Source organism: Psychrobacter sp. H25 (assembly GCF_059076335.1).
On the sequence record NZ_JCACRV010000001.1, the window covers coordinates 2432824 to 2450914 of the forward strand.

13 protein-coding genes, 1 tRNA gene and 2 rRNA genes are annotated in these 18091 nt (G+C 44.2%); 12 read left to right on the top strand and 4 right to left on the bottom strand.

The features are described 5' to 3' along the window. Positions 1–4: 4 nt before the first annotated feature. The 10 genes from AC5JPO_RS09925 (at position 5) to AC5JPO_RS09970 (ending at position 9494) form a co-directional block, all read left to right on the top strand. A tRNA-Ala gene (locus AC5JPO_RS09925) sits at positions 5–80 on the top strand. Positions 81–419: 339 nt separating this feature from the next. Further along, positions 420–3275, top strand: a 23S ribosomal RNA gene (locus AC5JPO_RS09930). A 165-nt stretch (positions 3276–3440) separates the two neighbouring features. Continuing rightward, positions 3441–3554 (top strand): 5S ribosomal RNA (gene rrf / locus AC5JPO_RS09935). Between the two features lie 113 nt (positions 3555–3667). Further along, positions 3668–4015 (top strand): hypothetical protein, encoded by a 348-nt coding sequence (locus tag AC5JPO_RS09940; RefSeq protein ID WP_443527042.1) that lies wholly within the window; start codon positions 3668–3670, stop codon positions 4013–4015. 370 nt (positions 4016–4385) lie between these two features. Then, positions 4386–5447 carry a TRAP transporter substrate-binding protein gene (locus AC5JPO_RS09945; protein WP_443527041.1) on the top strand — a complete coding sequence of 354 codons (1062 nt, stop codon included), beginning with the start codon at positions 4386–4388 and terminating at the stop codon, positions 5445–5447. 17 nt (positions 5448–5464) lie between these two features. Continuing rightward, a complete protein-coding gene (locus AC5JPO_RS09950; RefSeq protein WP_443527040.1) occupies positions 5465–5992 on the top strand; it encodes a TRAP transporter small permease in 528 nt (175 codons plus the stop codon). Beyond that, positions 5989–7278, top strand: coding sequence for a TRAP transporter large permease (locus AC5JPO_RS09955; RefSeq protein WP_443527039.1), 1290 nt, complete (start codon positions 5989–5991; stop codon positions 7276–7278). The genes AC5JPO_RS09950 and AC5JPO_RS09955 overlap by 4 nt, the downstream gene beginning before the upstream one ends. A gap of 144 nt (positions 7279–7422) precedes the next feature. Continuing rightward, positions 7423–7641, top strand: a complete 219-nt coding sequence (locus AC5JPO_RS09960) for a dodecin family protein (protein ID WP_057761866.1) — start codon at positions 7423–7425, stop codon at positions 7639–7641. Positions 7642–7803: 162 nt separating this feature from the next. Continuing rightward, positions 7804–8850 carry a 5'-nucleotidase gene (locus tag AC5JPO_RS09965; RefSeq protein WP_443527038.1) on the top strand — a complete coding sequence of 349 codons (1047 nt, stop codon included), beginning with the start codon at positions 7804–7806 and terminating at the stop codon, positions 8848–8850. Between the two features lie 41 nt (positions 8851–8891). After that, positions 8892–9494, top strand: a complete 603-nt coding sequence (locus AC5JPO_RS09970) for a rhomboid family intramembrane serine protease (RefSeq protein WP_443527037.1) — start codon at positions 8892–8894, stop codon at positions 9492–9494. A gap of 60 nt (positions 9495–9554) precedes the next feature. Here AC5JPO_RS09970 and AC5JPO_RS09975 read toward each other — a convergent pair whose 3' ends face one another. The 3 genes from AC5JPO_RS09975 to AC5JPO_RS09985 all read right to left on the bottom strand — a co-directional run bounded on the left by AC5JPO_RS09975 (position 9555) and on the right by AC5JPO_RS09985 (position 12397). Then, positions 9555–10103 (bottom strand): hypothetical protein, encoded by a 549-nt coding sequence (locus AC5JPO_RS09975; protein WP_443527036.1) that lies wholly within the window; start codon positions 10101–10103, stop codon positions 9555–9557. 161 nt (positions 10104–10264) lie between these two features. Continuing rightward, on the bottom strand, positions 10265–12133 hold the full coding sequence (locus tag AC5JPO_RS09980; RefSeq protein ID WP_319051065.1) for a sodium:solute symporter family protein: 1869 nt from the start codon (positions 12131–12133) through the stop codon (positions 10265–10267). A gap of 3 nt (positions 12134–12136) precedes the next feature. Next, on the bottom strand, positions 12137–12397 hold the full coding sequence (locus AC5JPO_RS09985; protein ID WP_319051064.1) for a DUF4212 domain-containing protein: 261 nt from the start codon (positions 12395–12397) through the stop codon (positions 12137–12139). A 738-nt stretch (positions 12398–13135) separates the two neighbouring features. On the opposite strand from AC5JPO_RS09985, the gene AC5JPO_RS09990 reads away from it, so the two are divergent. Next, positions 13136–14632, top strand: a complete 1497-nt coding sequence (locus AC5JPO_RS09990) for an alanine/glycine:cation symporter family protein (protein ID WP_443527035.1) — start codon at positions 13136–13138, stop codon at positions 14630–14632. 137 nt (positions 14633–14769) lie between these two features. On the opposite strand, the gene AC5JPO_RS09995 is transcribed toward AC5JPO_RS09990, so the two are convergent. After that, positions 14770–16407 (bottom strand): electron transfer flavoprotein-ubiquinone oxidoreductase, encoded by a 1638-nt coding sequence (locus AC5JPO_RS09995; protein ID WP_319051073.1) that lies wholly within the window; start codon positions 16405–16407, stop codon positions 14770–14772. 535 nt (positions 16408–16942) lie between these two features. Between AC5JPO_RS09995 and AC5JPO_RS10000 the strand changes: the two genes are divergently transcribed. Next, on the top strand, positions 16943–17731 hold the full coding sequence (locus AC5JPO_RS10000) for a DUF1285 domain-containing protein (protein ID WP_443527034.1): 789 nt from the start codon (positions 16943–16945) through the stop codon (positions 17729–17731). Positions 17732–18091 lie beyond the last annotated feature (360 nt).

Below are 18091 nucleotides of genomic sequence, written 5' to 3' on the forward strand. Positions count from 1 at the left end.
TAATGGGGCCATAGCTCAGTTGGTAGAGCGCCTGCCTTGCACGCAGGAGGTCAACGGTTCGACTCCGTTTGGCTCCACCACTACTTTAGTTAAGCTTAGAGTGCTAAATAAAAATAGGTATCAAATAGAAACAAGTGATTTGAACAAGATTACTTCTTTCTGTTTTATACAGAATCTGTGACTCGACGAGAGCATAGAGACTATTTAAAAACATAGATATGAGTCTGGGTTAGGAGGTGCGTGTTCACGCGCACTTCTTAACCTTAATAACTCACCTCTTAACGACATCAGTTGTTATCCCAGGGGTGAGTTATTAAAAAAGTAAAGAGAACTGAATCAAGCGTATAAACATAGGTGATATCGTTATCATAATTAGAGTGTATGACACTTTGGAGTCGAAAGACTACTTGGGGTTGTATGGTCAAGTAATGAAGCGCACATGGTGGATGCCTTGGCAGTCAGAGGCGATGAAAGACGTGACAGCCTGCGATAAGCTTCGGGGAGGCGGCAATATCCTGTGATCCGGAGATTTCTGAATGGGGAAACCCACTTACCATAAGGTAAGTATCCTAATTTATTAGGAAGCGAACGAGGGGAAGTGAAACATCTCAGTACCCTTAGGAATAGACATCAATTGAGATTCCCCTAGTAGCGGCGAGCGAACGGGGAGAAGCCGATTAGTACTAATGTAGAAGAACAGCGTGGGAAAGCTGACCGTAGTAGGTGATAGTCCTGTATTCGAAACATTAGCATTAACATATTAAGTAGAGCGGGGCACGAGAAATCCTGTTTGAAGATGGGGGGACCATCCTCCAAGGCTAAATACTCCTGACTGACCGATAGTGAACCAGTACCGTGAGGGAAAGGCGAAAAGAACCCCTGTGAGGGGAGTGAAATAGAACCTGAAACCGTGTGCGTACAAGCAGTGGGAGCCTACTTGTTAGGTGACCGCGTACCTTTTGTATAATGGGTCAGCGACTTATGTTCTGTAGCAAGGTTAACCGTTTAGGGGAGCCGTAGGGAAACCGAGTCTTAATAGGGCGATTAGTTGCAGGGCATAGACCCGAAACCGAGTGATCTATCCATGAGCAGGTTGAAAGTGCCGTAACAGGCACCGGAGGACCGAACCCACTGTCGTTGAAAAGCCAGGGGATGACTTGTGGATAGGGGTGAAAGGCTAATCAAACTCGGTGATAGCTGGTTCTCCCCGAAAGCTATTTAGGTAGCGCCTCGGACGAACACCATTGGGGGTAGAGCACTGTTTCGGCTAGGGGGTCATACCGACTTACCAAACCGATGCAAACTCCGAATACCGATGAGTGATATCCGGGAGACACACAGTGGGTGCTAACGTCCATTGTGGAGAGGGAAACAACCCAGACCGCCAGCTAAGGCCCCAAATTCCTAGTTAAGTGGGAAACGAGGTGGGAAGGCATAGACAGCTAGGAGGTTGGCTTAGAAGCAGCCATCCTTTAAAGAAAGCGTAATAGCTCACTAGTCGAGTCGGCCCGCGCGGAAGATGTAACGGGGCTCAAACTAGGAGCCGAAGCTGCGGATTTGAATTTGTTTTCAAGTGGTAGGGGAGCGTTGTGTAAGCCTGTGAAGGTGTGTTGTAAAGCATGCTGGAGGTATCACAAGAGCGAATGCTGACGTGAGTAACGATAATGCGAGTGAAAAGCTCGCACGCCGGAAGATCAAGGGTTCCAGTCCAACGTTAATCGGGGCTGGGTGAGTCGACCCCTAAGGCGAGGCCGAAAGGCGTAGTCGATGGGAAATCGGTTAATATTCCGATACTTGTTTATAATGCGATGGAGGGACGGAGAAGGTTATGTCAGCCTGGCGTTGGTTGTCCAGGTGAAAGGATGTAGGTTTATAGCTTAGGTAAATCCGGGCTATTTTATACCGAGATCTGATAGCAAGCTGTACTTGTACAGCGAAGTGGCAAATACCATGCTTCCAGGAAAAGCTTCTAAGCAATAGTTATAAACGAATCGTACCCTAAACCGACACAGGTGATCAGGTAGAGAATACCAAGGCGCTTGAGAGAACTCTGCTGAAGGAACTAGGCAAAATGGTACCGTAACTTCGGGAGAAGGTACGCTGTTGGTGGTGATAGGACTTGCTCCTTGAGCTGCTGGCAGTCGCAGATACCAGGCTGCTGCAACTGTTTATTAAAAACACAGCACTCTGCAAACACGAAAGTGGACGTATAGGGTGTGATGTCTGCCCGGTGCTGGAAGGTTAATTGATGGGGTTAGCGTAAGCGAAGCTCTTGATCGAAGCCCCAGTAAACGGCGGCCGTAACTATAACGGTCCTAAGGTAGCGAAATTCCTTGTCGGGTAAGTTCCGACCTGCACGAATGACATAATGATGGCAGCGCTGTCTCCAGCAGAGACTCAGTGAAATCGAAATCGCAGTGAAGATGCTGTGTACCCGCGGCTAGACGGAAAGACCCCGTGAACCTTTACTACAGCTTTACATTGAACTTTGACCTGACTTGTGCAGGATAGGTGGGAGGCTTTGAAGCCGAGACGCTAGTCTTGGTGGAGCCAATCTTGAAATACCACCCTGGTCATGTTGGGGTTCTAACTCAGGTATAACAATACCGAGGACAATGTATGGTGGGTAGTTTGACTGGGGCGGTCTCCTCCTAAAGAGTAACGGAGGAGTACGAAGGTGCGCTCAGACCGGTCGGAAATCGGTCGTAGAGTATAAAGGCAAAAGCGCGCTTAACTGCGAGACCCACAAGTCGAGCAGGTACGAAAGTAGGTCTTAGTGATCCGGTGGTTCTGTATGGAAGGGCCATCGCTCAACGGATAAAAGGTACTCTGGGGATAACAGGCTGATACCGCCCAAGAGTTCATATCGACGGCGGTGTTTGGCACCTCGATGTCGGCTCATCTCATCCTAGGGCTGAAGCAGGTCCTAAGGGTATGGCTGTTCGCCATTTAAAGAGGTACGCGAGCTGGGTTTAGAACGTCGTGAGACAGTTCGGTCCCTATCTACCGTGGGCGTTGGAAATTTGAGAGGATCTGCTCCTAGTACGAGAGGACCAGAGTGGACGAACCACTGGTGTTCGGGTTGTCATGCCAATGGCATTGCCCGGTAGCTACGTTCGGATGGGATAACCGCTGAAAGCATCTAAGCGGGAAGCCCACCTCAAGATTAGATTTCCCTAAAGAGCCGTTCAAGACTAGGACGTTGATAGGCAGGGTGTGGAAGCACAGCGATGTGTGTAGCTAACCTGTACTAATTGCTCGTTTGGCTTGACCATACAACACCCAAGTGGTTTGTAACCAAGTCTAATTAATCTGTCATAGACAGAAACATTTCGATATCACCTTTAACCTTGATTCAGTTAGGTTACAAGTTGATCGACCATAAACTAAACATTTATAGTCAAACAATAAAAACAACAGACTCATATCTAACCCCCTTTGCTGACGACAATAGCGCGATGGCCCCACCTGATCCCTTCCCGAACTCAGAAGTGAAACATCGTTGCGCCAATGGTAGTGTGGTTCGCCCATGTGAGAGTAGGTCATCGTCAGCTCTCTATTCTGAAATATCCCCCGACTAGTTATCTAGGCGGGGGATTTTCTTTGTCTAGCGAAAATATATTATACTATTATCTACTATCACTATCGTATCTTGGAGCAATGTATTATGGGCACCGCTATTTATTATACAGCTGAGCGCGCGACGCTTTTGACTGAAAAAGAGCAGGAAGATGTCATTTCTATTGTCGATAAGTACAATGAAAGCTTCAAGTATATAGAAGAGGCAGAATCTTTTGACCTTTATGCATATGATGATAGTGAGTCAGATGTGATACTCGCAGGAGCGACTAAAGTACCCTCTAGTATTGATATCGAAGTCCTAATGTATAGCATAAACCATTGGCTACACTGCTTAACTGAAATTCGTCTCGTAGTAACTGATGCAGAGTGGCATGTGCATGTGGACGATACTGATGCGGTGTGGGTAGACGACAGATGGCATATGGAAAAGTAGATTTACATTGCCTACATTTGTAATTTACTTTAGCCATTTTTAGTTTATTCCTAGCTGACAGAAAATCCCTCAACTTGACGCCGAGTTGAGGGTTTTTTTTATTTTCATTCGACTCATCTACTCGATATTAATTCGGCTGTATCAGTTATAAATAAGTGCCTAGTAGTGCCCCAAAGCTTCAATTCATTATTTAGCATATTATCAAAATGATTTGACTTATATCATTATAGCTGTTAATTTTAGACTATACTTTTCTTACAGGGATGTAAAAGATATATAAAAGCTTGTAAGTAGTTTAATTTAGTTTGAGTCGGATTATTTACTCGTGATGTTCTACTCCCATTCTTATAATTATCAAAAGGAATTGATAATGAAGTTAGCTCCTCTCTTTTCAATTGGCGCTTTGGCCGCTATTAGTCTTTTCGGCTGCTCCAATCAATCTGCTGATACCTCTGATGGTTCATCAGCGACTTCTCAAGAAACTACTGTTTTGCGCTTTTCGCATTTTTGGCCAGCCACTTCATCTATTAGCAAAGAAGTTTTTGAACCGTGGGCTAAGCAAATAGAGACAGATTCTGATGGTCGCCTAAAGGTAGAGTTGTATCCGTCGGCTGGTCTTGCCAAAGCAGATGTAACCTATGAGTCCGCTGCTAAAGGTACGATCGATATCGGCTCACAAGCGCACGGTTATACCAATGGTCGTTTTCCTTTAACTCAGATCACCGAGCTACCAGGACTATCTAACTCAGCCACTCAAATGGGCTGTATGCTTCAAACCCTTTATGATGATGGTACTCTTGCTAGTGAGTATGAAGACTCACATCTATTGTTTATGTATGGTGCGGGACCTGGTTCGCTTCATACCACAGATAAGCTGATTCGCACGCCTGAGGATATGAAAGGTATGCGTATTCGTCGTCCTTCTGCAGTCGCTGGTGATATTATTGAAAGTGCTGGTGCGTCCCCTGTAGGTCTACCTGCAAATGATATGTACACCTCTCTACAGCGTGGTGTCGTTGATGGTTTGAGTTTCCCTTGGGAAGCGGTGACAGCTTTTAAAATTGATGAAATTACTAAATATCATACCAACATTCCTTTTTATAGTTCAGCCCTCATGGTCACTATGAACAAAGATAAGTATGACAATTTACCTGATGACTTAAAGCAAGTCCTAGACAAAAACTCAGGCATGGCCCTAGCCAGTAAAGTTGGTGAAGTCTTTGATAAGCATGATCAGATGGCAATGCAAGCGGCCAAAGATAAGGGTGATGAAATTGTGGATATTCCTGATCCGTTAAATGATCCAAACTGGAAAGGACCGCTCGAAAAAGGCACACAGAAATACTTAAACGATGTTAATGCTTTAGGTCTAGATGCAGATGGCGTCTACGAAAAAGCCAAAGCCGCTAGTGCCGCCTGTAAAGTGGTATAACCCATTGGAGGTGTCACATGGCATTTTTAGTCAAGCTCAGCGTCCTAATCTCTAGATTGTGTCAGTTTATAGGCGGGGTGAGTCTTATCATCATCGTACTGACCACCATGCTAGACGTTACTGCACGCTACATCTTCAAGCTTAGCGGCGGTGAGCTTGGCTTCACCGTCAAGGGCTCCGTCGAGATTGTTTCTTACTTCATGCTATTTGCATTGCTTGCCGCCTTTGCCGCTTTCGTCGAGCGCTCGCAAATTATCGTTGATGTTTTTACCCAAAAGATGCCGCAGTCTATCAAAGGCTACCTTATGGGCATCTTCATGATGGGTTTTTTTGTCATCGGCGTCGTCTTCGCATGGGGGCTCTATGAGAGTGCCATTGACGCTGTCGAGTATGGTAAGGTCACCCAAGATCTTCGACTATCTATGATGCCTATTTATATGATTAGCGCGTTCTTAAGCTTACTACTTGCCATTCGCTCATTGATCGAATCCATTAACATCTTTAAGACAGGCGAATTCTTTGACGCCGAGGAGACAGGCGCATGAGTCCAGAGATTATCGGAGCCATTGGCCTAGTTGTCATGATCCTGCTTGTTATCCTACGCGTACCCGTTGCTCTTGCCATGTTAGGTGTGGGTTTGGTAGGTTTCGGTGCGGTTACCGCGCCAAGTGGGGCCCTACAAATGCTCAAAGATATCCCTGTTGATGTCTTAGCAAAGTATGACTTTAGTGCCATTCCCTTGTTTATTCTCATGGGCGTGTTTGCCACACACTCTGGTATGGCAGGTAAGCTTTTTGAAGCCACTAGAACCATATTTGGTGGAGTGAGAGGTAGTCTGGGTATTGCAGGTATAGGATCGTCTGGTATCTTTGCCTCTATCTCAGGCTCATCACTTGCCACTGCGTCTACTATGACTAAAGTGGCGCTACCGCAAATGGAGAAGTATGGTTATCAGCCGGGATTTGCCTGCGGTATCTTAGCCGCTGGTGGTACTTTAGGTATCATGATTCCACCGAGTATTGCGTTACTCGTCTATGCCATCTTAACCCAGCAGTCGGTTGGCGATATGTTTATCGCAGGTTTTTTACCGGGTATGCTGGGCATGGTAATGTACTCTATCACCGTGATGATCATGGTACGCTGGAAACCGCACTTAGCCCAGCGTGGTGAGAAAACCACGTGGAAAGCCAAGCTACTGTCGCTAACGGGTCTAATACCATTTAGCTTTATCTTTATTGTGATTATTGCCGGTATCTTCTTTGGATTATTTACGCCAACAGAAGGGGCGGCAGTAGGAGCATTTGTCTCTTGGGCTTATGCTTTTGCCAAAGGCATGCGTTTAGACGGTCTCAAGCAGTCATTGATTGAGACGTTAGCACTCTCTGCCGTAGTGTTCTTTATGCTATTAGGTGCAGAGGCATTGGGTTATTTTATCTCAGTGTCGCGTTTATCATATTCGTTAGCATCTTGGATTGGTGGGTTGGCTGTTAGTCCAATGATTGTGCTGATCTGTATCCTGTTCATGTACTTCCTATTAGGACTGTTCATGGATGCGCTAGCAATGCTAGTAATCACCATTCCCGTTGTGTACCCAATTATATTAGCATTAGGGTTTGATCCAGTCTGGTTTGGCATTATTGCAGTATTGACGGTAGAGCTTGGTTTGATCACGCCGCCGATGGGGATGAATATCTTTGTGATCAAGGCGATGGCACCGCACATTAAGTTGTCCGATATGTTCCGCGGGGTGGCTCCATTCATTGTCTCTGACGTGATTCGATTGGTAATCTTGGTGGCATTCCCTGCAATATCGCTGGTGTTGTTGGGGTAAGTCATACATAAAGTAACATAGATACACTGTTGTATACGGGGTATAACGCTAGAATGATTAAGAGACAGAAAGCCAAATGTATATTTTTATCGTTATTCTGTCTTATAAAAATTATTCTAAAATCATATGGATGCGAAAAATATTATGACTATTGCTAAAAATATCGAGATCAGCAGTACTTCTGAAACCAGCTTTGAAGATGCTATTCAACAAGGTATCGCAAGAATCTCTAAGACAGTCAAGAATGTTGAAGGTGCTTGGATAAAAGAGCAAAAAGTAGGCGTTACTGATGGAAAAATCAGCAAATATCATGTCATTATGATTGTAAGCTTTGTCATCGATGATGGTACTGATATCAGCTAAACGTTGATAAAGATAAAAAAGACTGCGATTGCAGTCTTTTTTTTGCACAAAAAAATGGTCATTAGTAGAACTACGATATACACGAGTAGCTACACGGCATACTTTTATATATAGTAAAATAAATCCTCTAATTCTCAATACTTATCATAGAAGCACATATTTATGGCTGTCGATTTTAGTAATACGCTCATTGTCGCAATCTCTGCAACGGCGCTTTTTGATTTAACAGAGTCGGAAAACTACTTATTAGCGTTATTCGAAGAGCGGCCTGAGAGCGCTATAAAAGAGTTTCGAGATTATATGACAGCACGTGAAAACGATACGCTAAATAGTGGTGCAGGCTATCCATTGATCAAAGCGTTGCTAAACTTGAATAAGTATTGTGAAAATAAGCAGGATTTAGAAACGGAAACGCCTTTAGTAGAAGTCGTTATCGTCTCAAAAAGTAGCCCAGATACAGGCATTCAAGTGCTGAATGCAATTTTAGAACGCGGTATCAATATCTCACGCTCGGCGTTTATTTCAGGCAGTCCTGTAGCGCCCTATATAAAAGACTTTAATGTTGATCTGTTTTTGACCACCAACCGTGACGATGCTCAGCAAGTGGCTGATGCCAATATCTGTGCTTGTGCCATACTAGACGCAACGCCTGTCAACACTTATGAATTGGATACTCAGCAGCTACGTATTGCTTTTGATGGGGACGCGGTACTGTTTGATGACTCGGGTGAGCTGCTGTACAAGCAAAAAGGATTGCGAGCCTTTCATGATCGTGAGGTGCAACTGCGTGATCTACCAATCGAAAAAGGCCCTTACGCTGAGTTGTTGATTAAACTATCAAATTTACAAGAGCGTCTACCAGCGGGTCTGAAATATTCTCCAATCAAAATTGCTCTAGTGACAGCTCGTAATGCACCAGCTGACTTACGTGCCATAAAAACCTTGAGAGAGTGGGGCGTCAATGTGGATATGGCGTTTTTTTTGGGAGGGCTTGAGAAGACAGCGGTGCTCAGAACGTTTGCACCGCATATTTTCTTTGATGACTCAATCAAGCATATTGATGCAGCACGTCGTTTCATACCTACGGCACTCGTTCCCTATCATTCAACATCGTTGCTGCATGGGGACAGTTACTTAACCTCCAGTAAGGATGCATCACCGCTGTCGTTCAAGCCTGCTGTACGCCCGTTATTTGCTATAAATCAATAAAGCACATATAGATGCGCAGAATATAAAACATAGGATGGGATATGGATTGGCAGCAGTTGCTCAGCTTGATCGTGACACGAATAAAACAAGTTATCGGCTTATATGCTTTTGTACTCATACCGATGTGGGGAATGTTTTTTCTAAATGAAGTGGTGTTATTTGGTCTGTGGAATATCTTTGGTATTGTACCGCGTACGTTGGATGTAGGCAGTATGATTGGGGTATTTGCGTCATGGACCATGCATGGCAACCTGTCACATTTGACCGGCAATACCGTGACATTATTGCAAATTTTATTTTTATTTGGGTTATTTGAGAAGAATGCTTATCGGACGATTATCAAGCTGATCATTGCTTCGGGGCTGGTCACTTGGGTGATTGGATCACCGTCTTCTATCCATGTCGGCGCATCAGGATTGTGTTTTGCCATGTTCGGTTACATGATAGGCGGCGCTGTGTTTGCTAGGCGCTGGGGTTACCTGATTGCTTGTATTGTGATGGGTGCTGGCTATTGGCTAACCATCAAGCAAGGATTGATGCCGCAGCAAGGCATCTCGTTTGCTGCACACTTCGGTGGTTTATGCGCTGGATTACTATTGGGAGCTAACTCCAAACATACGTATTCAGCAACTGATCGGCGCTAATAAAAGCAACTTACTATCAGCGTTTAATGGATCAGTATCGTCGTACTCAGCGTTATGGAGTCAGACGCTTGCATCAGTACAAACCCTAATAAATAAAAGGTCATTTGTGGTCAGTTCTCGCCATGCGGTAGTTTGTTTGACGTGTTCATCAATCGAAAGGTTACTGTTTTTCTGCGGTATCACATAGTCTGCCCGAGCAGGGGTGTCACAGTCGATCACTTGTAGGATCTTTTGCACACTTCTGCGCCTCTCAAACAGATACAAATTAACCAAATGCATATTTGGGTCATCTACTTGCACGCTAGCATTGCCAGTATCTGCCGCGATAAAACGTAATACTTGCGGCTTAATATAAGACCAGGGGCGAAACCACTCTGTACTTTCAGCAGTTTTGACAACATTGACCCCTTTGGGCAGTTGACTGACTTGCTGGTCATACCAGTTATACTCTTGATGTATTTGAAACCCAAAAATACCAATTGCAGCAAACAAGGGCACCAGCCATTTTGGCGCGCGTTTACCTGACAGTTTACTGAGATGCGCTATGATCAATGCCACCCCAGCCATACCGAATGCGGCAGTTATGGTAGCGATAAACTCAAAAAGCATAAGTATTCCTTAATGCACTAGATACTGGTCGTCAGGTGTGTTCAACAGTATACGCACAGTCTAAAAGTTATTCTAATAAGTAACAGACAAAAAATCACTCACCGGCAGTGACTGCTAGTGAGTGAGACAGAGTAACAGAATGCATGTCATCATTCGTCAAATTAATGATCGACTGCACCGCCAGCACCACGTGGTGAACGAACACTCTCGACCAAATCTTGAATGTGTAGCGGTGGTGCTTTGGTCGCATAAGAGACAATGAATGCGACGATGAAGTTAAGCAATGCGCCAACCGCACCAAATGATAATGGTGAGATACCAAATAGCCAGTACTCTGCAGTATCAGGGAAGTTGGCAGTACCGCTAATAAAGAACCAGCCTTTGAACACAAAGATATAAACCAAGATACTAATCAAACCTGTCAACATACCAGCGATAGCGCCAATATTGTTAATACGTTTTGAGAAGATACCCATCATCAAGGCAGGGAAAAGGGACGCACCAGCGATACCAAATGCGAGTGCGACAACCTGTGCTGCAAACCCTGGCGGATTCATTCCTAGATAGGTAGCGATGACAATCGCGACACCCATAGTGATACGCGCAACTCGTAGCTCTCCCTTATCAGTAATGTTTGGATTCAGGTTTCGTTTGATCAAGTCATGACTGATTGCTGATGAGATAGCAAGTAAGAGACCAGCAGCAGTGGATAGTGCAGCAGCAAGACCACCTGCGGCAATGAGACCGACTACCCAAGGTGGTAGCTGTGCAATTTCTGGATTGGCCAATACCAAGATATCAGCATTAACATCCAGCTCGTTACCAGCCCAGCCTGCATCGGCAAAGCGGCCATCAACTTCTGTATCGTGGGCGAGACGTGCGGTTTCGACAGCAGTCGTCGCAGCAGCTATATCGCCACCTTCGGTTTGGGCGTTGGTCAGTGCAATCTCTGCTGCACCAAGTCCACTATCATTGTACATCTGAATACGACCATCATTATTAAGGTCAGTATATTTGATTAGACCAGTATCTTCCCATGTTCTCATCCAGTCAGGACGTTGATCATAGTTGATAGCAGGCTCTGCAACCCCTTGTGGGTAGATAGTATCAACAAGGTTTAGACGTGCCATCGCACCAACGGCAGGTGCCGTAAAGTACAATAGTGAGATAAATACCAATGTCCAACCAGCTGTCCAGCGAGCATCGGCAACTTTAGGAACGGTAAAAAATCGAATAATAACGTGTGGTAGACCCGCTGTACCAATCATGAGTGATAACGTAAATAGCACCATGTTTAGCTTATTAGGTACGTCAGCGGTATATGCTGTGAAGCCCAAATCAGTGACTACTTGATCAAGCTTGGTCAAGATAGGAACACCAGATTCAATATGGTTTGAAAACAAGCCCAAACCTGGAATCGGATTGCCCGTTAATTCAAGTGAGATAAAGACAGCAGGAATCGTATAAGCAATGATCAGAACCACATACTGCGCAACCTGCGTATAGGTGATCCCTTTCATGCCTCCAAGAACCGCGTAAAAGAAAACAACGACGGCCGCGATAATAAGACCTGTGTCGTTATCGACTTCTAAGAAACGTGAAAATGCAACACCAGCACCTGTCATCTGACCGATAACATACGTGGTAGAGGCGATAATCAAACAAACAACAGCAATCATGGCAGCTGTTTTTGAATAAAAACGATCGCCAATGAAGTCAGGCACGGTAAATTTGCCAAACTTACGCAAATAGGGCGCAAGTAACATGGCTAATAGTACATAACCACCTGTCCAACCCATTAGATAGGTTGAGGCGCCATAACCACCAGCAGCAAGCAAACCTGCCATAGAAATAAAGGAAGCGGCACTCATCCAGTCAGCTGCGGTTGCCATACCGTTCACAACAGGGTGGACACCGCCGCCTGCTACATAAAACTCACTGGTAGATCCTGCACGAGCCCAAATCGCAATACCGAAGTATAGAGCGAATGATAGACCCACAAAAATAATATTAATGACATACTGGCTCATAGTCTATTCCTCGTCTACGCCATATTGTTTATCTAACTTATTCATACGCCAGGCGTAGAAGAAAATTAAAATAATAAACACCACGATGGATCCCTGCTGGGCGAACCAAAAGCCCAAGTCAGTACCACCAACCTTGATGCCAGCTAAGAGAGGACGTAGCAAGATGGCAAAGCCGTAAGAACATAGCGCCCAGATAACTAGGCTACCTGCAATGAGACGGATATTGGCTCGCCAATATCCAGATGGATCATTATGACCTTTCATAGGACAACTCCTTTTGTCTTCTAAAATAACCACTATATAAAAACGCCTTGAGCCATTCTTATGATAAATACCGTCATAAAAATAGACTGAGACCACTTTATATAGTACCAATGACGATGCACCGCCACATATGTATTTATCGGCAATTATTTAGCAAAATAAATACAGTTTCGGGCACGACATTGAACCCTTGAATACAACTATCAAATATAGGATTTATCGAGGAAGACAGAAGGGTAGGACTATCCGATGTCTTTTTCTTAATCTCGTCTTCCTGACAAGAGTTCTAACAATTTTAACGCTCTAAGTGCAAATGCAAACTGCAAATTATAAAATAGCACCAACGAATGTAGGGTTATCTTAGCACGATTAAATAAATATGATTATAAACAACAAATCATATCTAACGTCATTTTTGCCAAAAATTAGTTTGGAAAAGGTAGCGATAAGTAAGTGCATGACTGAAAGTGTACGACAAATATCCAGTATATGCATTTAATTTATTACTCAATATATTCTATATAAGATGATTTACAAAGATTATTTATTTCAAAAATAAAAATAAGGAACCAATAACCAAACGTGATGGTCGCACGCGACTGAATATCTATATCATGCACAGGACATTTTGGTATCGGACAATATGACAGAGTTGTTTAGTTAAGATTTTGATCAATCAAAATACGGTATCAACGCAAAATTAAAATGAATTATATAAAGTGTGAATAAGGAGTCCGCATGAATGAAGGGGTAATCGGTTGGTTTAATAGCATCGTCAATTATGGTGTTGGCATTATTTGGGGTAATAACGATTGGTTGATCGCGAGTAACCCTTGGTATGGGCTACTAATGTTCTTACTGATAGGTGCGGGTCTTTACTTCACCGTTGCTACACGATTTATCCAGTTTCGGCACTTTGGTCATATGTGGAAGTTGCTGCGTGTATCTAACCAAGGACGCAAAGATGGCGGTATCAGCTCATTTGAAGCATTGATGACGTCACTGGCAGCGCGCGTGGGTACTGGTAACTTGGCAGGGGTGGCAATTGCCATCTATTTGGGTGGACCAGGTGCTGTATTCTGGATGTGGATGACGGCGCTTGTCGGTATGTCGACAAGCTTTATCGAATCAACCTTAGCACAGGCGTACAAAGTACCGCACAATGATAATGTGTACCGCGGTGGCCCTGCTTACTATATCGAAAAAGGTCTGGGCAAGCGCTGGCTTGCGGTATTTTTCTCGTTGTGTTTGTTAGTGGCGTTTGGTTTGGCATTCAATGGCGTACAGTCCAATACCATTGCCCAAGCTACCAATGAAGCGTTTGGTATCCCGACGTGGATGACAGGATTGATATTGGTAGTATTGGTAGCGCCAGTGGTATTCGGTGGGTTACGTTCAGTGGCTCGTATCGCAGGCAAGATCGTACCCGTTATGGCGATCTTGTATATTTTGCTAGCACTATTCATTATCGTCACTAACTTTAGCCAATTCCCAGCAGCAATCGTATTGATTGTAAAATCAGCATTTGGTTTTGAACAAGCGGCAGGCGGTGTGATCGGTTATGGTATTGCACAGGCCATGATTAACGGTATCAAACGTGGTCTGTTCTCTAACGAAGCAGGGATGGGCTCAGCACCGAATGCTGCGGCAACGGCAAAGAGTCATCCTGATCACCCAGCAGTACAAGGGTTTATGCAGATGCTGGGCGTGTTTATGGATACGCTTATTATTTGTACCGCAACAGCATCAATCATCATACTATCTGGCGTGGTTGATCCCAATGTCGAGCAAGAAGGTATACAGCTGACTCAGTTAGCGCTATCGCAATATGTGGGTGACCTGGGTGTGATATTCGTCGCTATTGCTATTTTCTTCTTCTCATTTACCTCTATCATTGCCAATTATAGCTATGGTGAATCAAATCTTGAGTTTATCTCTGGCGAGAAGAATGCCAAAGTGATGATTATGATTTTTCGCTTTTTAGTGCTTGGTATGGTGTTTGTTGGTGCTGTTGCCAGTCTACCTGCTATATGGAACTTTGCTGACTTGTCTATGGGTCTGATGGCACTAGTCAACTTGGTGGCTATTTTAATGCTATCTCCTGTGGCGCTGAGAATCTTGCGTGACTATGAGCGTCAGGTGAAAGAAGGTAAGACAGGCGATCAGATTAAATTTAACCCTGATAACTTTGTAAAACTCAAAAATGAAGCCAACCGTGATGCATGGACAGATTAAGTAGCATTGATCAACGAAAGTGGTTTGTTCCAGGCATTAAAAAACCGCCTTTCTCCTACGAAGAGAAGGGCGGTTTTTATTGGAGTGCAGTTTTAATGATCTTAACTGCACCAGCGTGAACCAGAATTTATTCTGATTTACATGTTTGGATAGTTTGGACCACCGCCACCTTCTGGTGTTACCCAAGTGATGTTCTGTGAAGGATCTTTGATATCACAGGTCTTACAATGTACACAGTTCTGCGCATTGATGACAAACTTAGCACCTTCAGCATCTTTGACCACTTCATACACACCCGCTGGGCAGTATAGACGTGCAGGCTCAGCATACAATGGTAAGTTGATCGAAACAGGCACCGTTGGATCAGTCAATTTTAGATGCGTTGGCTGATCTTCTGCATGGTTAGTATTAGAGATAAACACCGACGACAACTTATCAAATACCAGTTTACCATCAGGCTTGAGGTAAGTAGGCTGATAAGCGTGGTTAGCACGCTCTAACTGATCATAGTCCGGAGTGTTATCATGTATGGTTAATGGCATCTTACCTTTTAGCAAATTGTGCTCGATAAAGATAAAAGCACCGCCCATGAACTGCCCCATACGATGCATCGCTGGTGAGAAGTTACGTGACTCATAGTTGTCTTGATATAACCAAGACTCTTTGTACATGGTGCTATAAGCAACCACTTCATCATGTTGACGATCTGCTTGTAGCGCCTCAAAGATCGCTTCGGCTGCGAGCATACCTGACTTCATCGAAGTATGAGTACCTTTGATTTTTGCTGGATTTAAGAAACCTGCATCATCACCCACCAATACGCCGCCTGGGAAAGTAAATTTCGGCAGTGAGTTAAGACCACCTTTGGTCAATGCACGTGCGCCATAAGAGATACGCTTGCCGCCTTCTAAGACATTCTTGATAACAGGATGTGTTTTCAAACGCTGCATTTCATCAAAGGGAGACATGTATGGGTTGTGATAAGACAAATCAGCCACAAGACCAAAACTTACTTGATTGTTTTCATCAAAGTATAACCACCAGCCACCAGTTGAGCCAGTCTCAGTCAATGGCCAGCCAAGACCATGCATGACAACGCCTTGCTCGTGCTTCTCAGGATCGACGTCCCACAGCTCTTTTAGACCAATACCATAGTGCTGAGCATCAGAATCTTTGTCTAGATCAAAACGGCTGATCAAACGCTTACCTAAGTGACCACGGCTACCTTCAGCAAAGATAGTGTATTTGGCAAGCAGCTCGTAACCTGGCTCAAAGCTAGGCTTGGCTTCACCATTGGCGGCCACACCCATATCGCCCGTCAGTACACCTCGTACCGAGCCATCGTCGTTGTACAAAATATCATCGGCAGGGAAGCCTGGGAACATCATGACTTCAAGCTCTTCTGCTTGTACCGCTAACCAGCGAACCACATTACCCAATGATACGATGTAGTTGCCATCATTGTGCATAGGCCCTGGAATCAACGAGTGAGGCACTTTGGTTGAGCGTGTGGCAGAGTTCAGATAATAAAAACGATCTTCTGTCGCTGGCACATTAAGCGGCGCGCCTTTTTCTTTCCAGTCTGGAATCAGCTCATTGAGCGCACGTGGCTCGATAACGGCGCCAGATAACGTATGAGCACCAAACTCTGAGCCTTTTTCGACCACACACACCATAAACTCATCGTTACCTGCTTCAATAGCGAGCTGGCGTAAACGAATAGCAGCAGACAGACCTGCAGGTCCACCACCAACGATGATAACGTCGAATTCCATTGATTCGCGCTCAATTTCAGGTTCCGCTGCCACAGGCTCTACAACTGGAGCTGCTGTCTCTGTTGCTACTGGTGCATCAGCATTCACAGTGTTGTCATCAACAACTGGCGCTTGATTGTCTTGCTCTTGCATACCTACTCCTAAACTTTAGTGGCTTATCTCAGGGCATCATTAGCTTAACAACTGAATAATAGACTTGCGGCGCTAACGTCACTCAGACATATGGCTGCCCGATAAAACTGTCTTTGCGGTATCAGTTAATACGTCGGTGTAGTGAATAATTTATTCAAGGATATCAACACATAACGTAAATTATGTCATTAACATAATAACCGCTTGACCATCTCAATAAAAAATCGTTACTCATTATAAAAGAAAAGTCCTACAAACACGATACGCATTTATGAGTATAGGTGTTAAGGTTATATTGAATAAACGAGTGTGCTTGAACAATATCGTTTCATCATACCCGAAACAAAAATTTATAGTAATAATAGATTTGCCAAACTTTGAATACTAAATAAAGGATTGAGCGATGAGCAATGATAATAACAAGACTAATGAAGATGTAAATCACAGTGCTGAAGCCCCAACTGACAAGGCCTCTAGCATGAATAATGTAGATGCATTAAGTCAATATCTCAAGTCTGCTGCTGGGGCGCGTGAAGGGCGTGCGATACCACCACTCGACAAATGGCATCCTGAAGATATTGCCGATATGGATCTGGTCATAAAAGCAAACGGTGAGTGGTGGCATGAAGGTGGACAAATGACCCGTGAGTCATTGGTCAGTTTGTTTGCGACTATTTTGTGGAAAGAAGAAAATAACGGCGTTACTGAGTATTTTCTGAAGACGCCAGTACAAAAAATACGGATTCAAGTCGAGGATGCCCCGCTTCTAATTAACGATGTTGGTATTGTCCATGAAGACGATGTGAGTTGGCTGGAGTTTACGACGACAACTGGTGATGTAGTGCGTTTGGATGATGAGCATCAAATCACACTACAGACGTATAATCCTAAAAATAATGATAAAGTGGTGCCTGCATATCACTCATCAGACGTTAAGCACAATGACCTTGAGAATGAAAATCTGGGAAGTGAAAGCCTCAAGAGTGAAAATACGGATCACAGTAAAAACGTCACGACCGATGAGCCAGTACGCCCTTATATGTTGGTTAGAAATGGCTTGACCGCGCTTATTGGACGCAATACCTTTTACCATCTGGCAGAGATTGGCGAATTGACAGAGTGCAATGGTGAGACCATATTGACTTTACAGAGTGGTGGACAGGCTTACTCATTATCTATGCCAGCTAATTGAGCTATTAAGCTGCAATAATGTAATAGATAGCAATCAATAGAGAGACGTCTATTGATTGCTATCTGATGGCGAATGTTATAGGTTTATAGCTTTTACAAATTATAGTGGTCTGATAATGGCTTGCTACGGTGAGATTCGCCGTACAATTAGGCTGTCTTTGGATCATGACCAAACACTGGAATCACACAAAGTGTAAGATATTTAATTGAGTGATGAGAACATTAATAACATGAAGATAATCACATGCATACAAAAGTAGCGGTAGAGTAGACATGGATACTACCGCAAATAACATCATGACAGTGGAGCCTGTGCAAGCAAATTCTCTAGCGCGCGTAAACACTTTAGACGGTAATTCTG

Bases quoted from the DNA above. Each gene is read 5' to 3' on its own strand.
- AC5JPO_RS09940 (WP_443527042.1), top strand. From the start codon at position 3,668: ATGGGCACCGCTATTTATTATACAGCTGAGCGCGCGACGCTTTTGACT.
- AC5JPO_RS09945 (WP_443527041.1), top strand. From the start codon at position 4,386: ATGAAGTTAGCTCCTCTCTTTTCAATTGGCGCTTTGGCCGCTATTAGT.
- AC5JPO_RS09950 (WP_443527040.1), top strand. From the start codon at position 5,465: ATGGCATTTTTAGTCAAGCTCAGCGTCCTAATCTCTAGATTGTGTCAG.
- AC5JPO_RS09955 (WP_443527039.1), top strand. From the start codon at position 5,989: ATGAGTCCAGAGATTATCGGAGCCATTGGCCTAGTTGTCATGATCCTG.
- AC5JPO_RS09960 (WP_057761866.1), top strand. From the start codon at position 7,423: ATGACTATTGCTAAAAATATCGAGATCAGCAGTACTTCTGAAACCAGC.
- AC5JPO_RS09965 (WP_443527038.1), top strand. From the start codon at position 7,804: ATGGCTGTCGATTTTAGTAATACGCTCATTGTCGCAATCTCTGCAACG.
- AC5JPO_RS09970 (WP_443527037.1), top strand. From the start codon at position 8,892: ATGGATTGGCAGCAGTTGCTCAGCTTGATCGTGACACGAATAAAACAA.
- AC5JPO_RS09975 (WP_443527036.1), bottom strand. From the start codon at position 10,103: ATGCTTTTTGAGTTTATCGCTACCATAACTGCCGCATTCGGTATGGCT.
- AC5JPO_RS09980 (WP_319051065.1), bottom strand. From the start codon at position 12,133: ATGAGCCAGTATGTCATTAATATTATTTTTGTGGGTCTATCATTCGCT.
- AC5JPO_RS09985 (WP_319051064.1), bottom strand. From the start codon at position 12,397: ATGAAAGGTCATAATGATCCATCTGGATATTGGCGAGCCAATATCCGT.
- AC5JPO_RS09990 (WP_443527035.1), top strand. From the start codon at position 13,136: ATGAATGAAGGGGTAATCGGTTGGTTTAATAGCATCGTCAATTATGGT.
- AC5JPO_RS09995 (WP_319051073.1), bottom strand. From the start codon at position 16,407: ATGGAATTCGACGTTATCATCGTTGGTGGTGGACCTGCAGGTCTGTCT.
- AC5JPO_RS10000 (WP_443527034.1), top strand. From the start codon at position 16,943: ATGAGCAATGATAATAACAAGACTAATGAAGATGTAAATCACAGTGCT.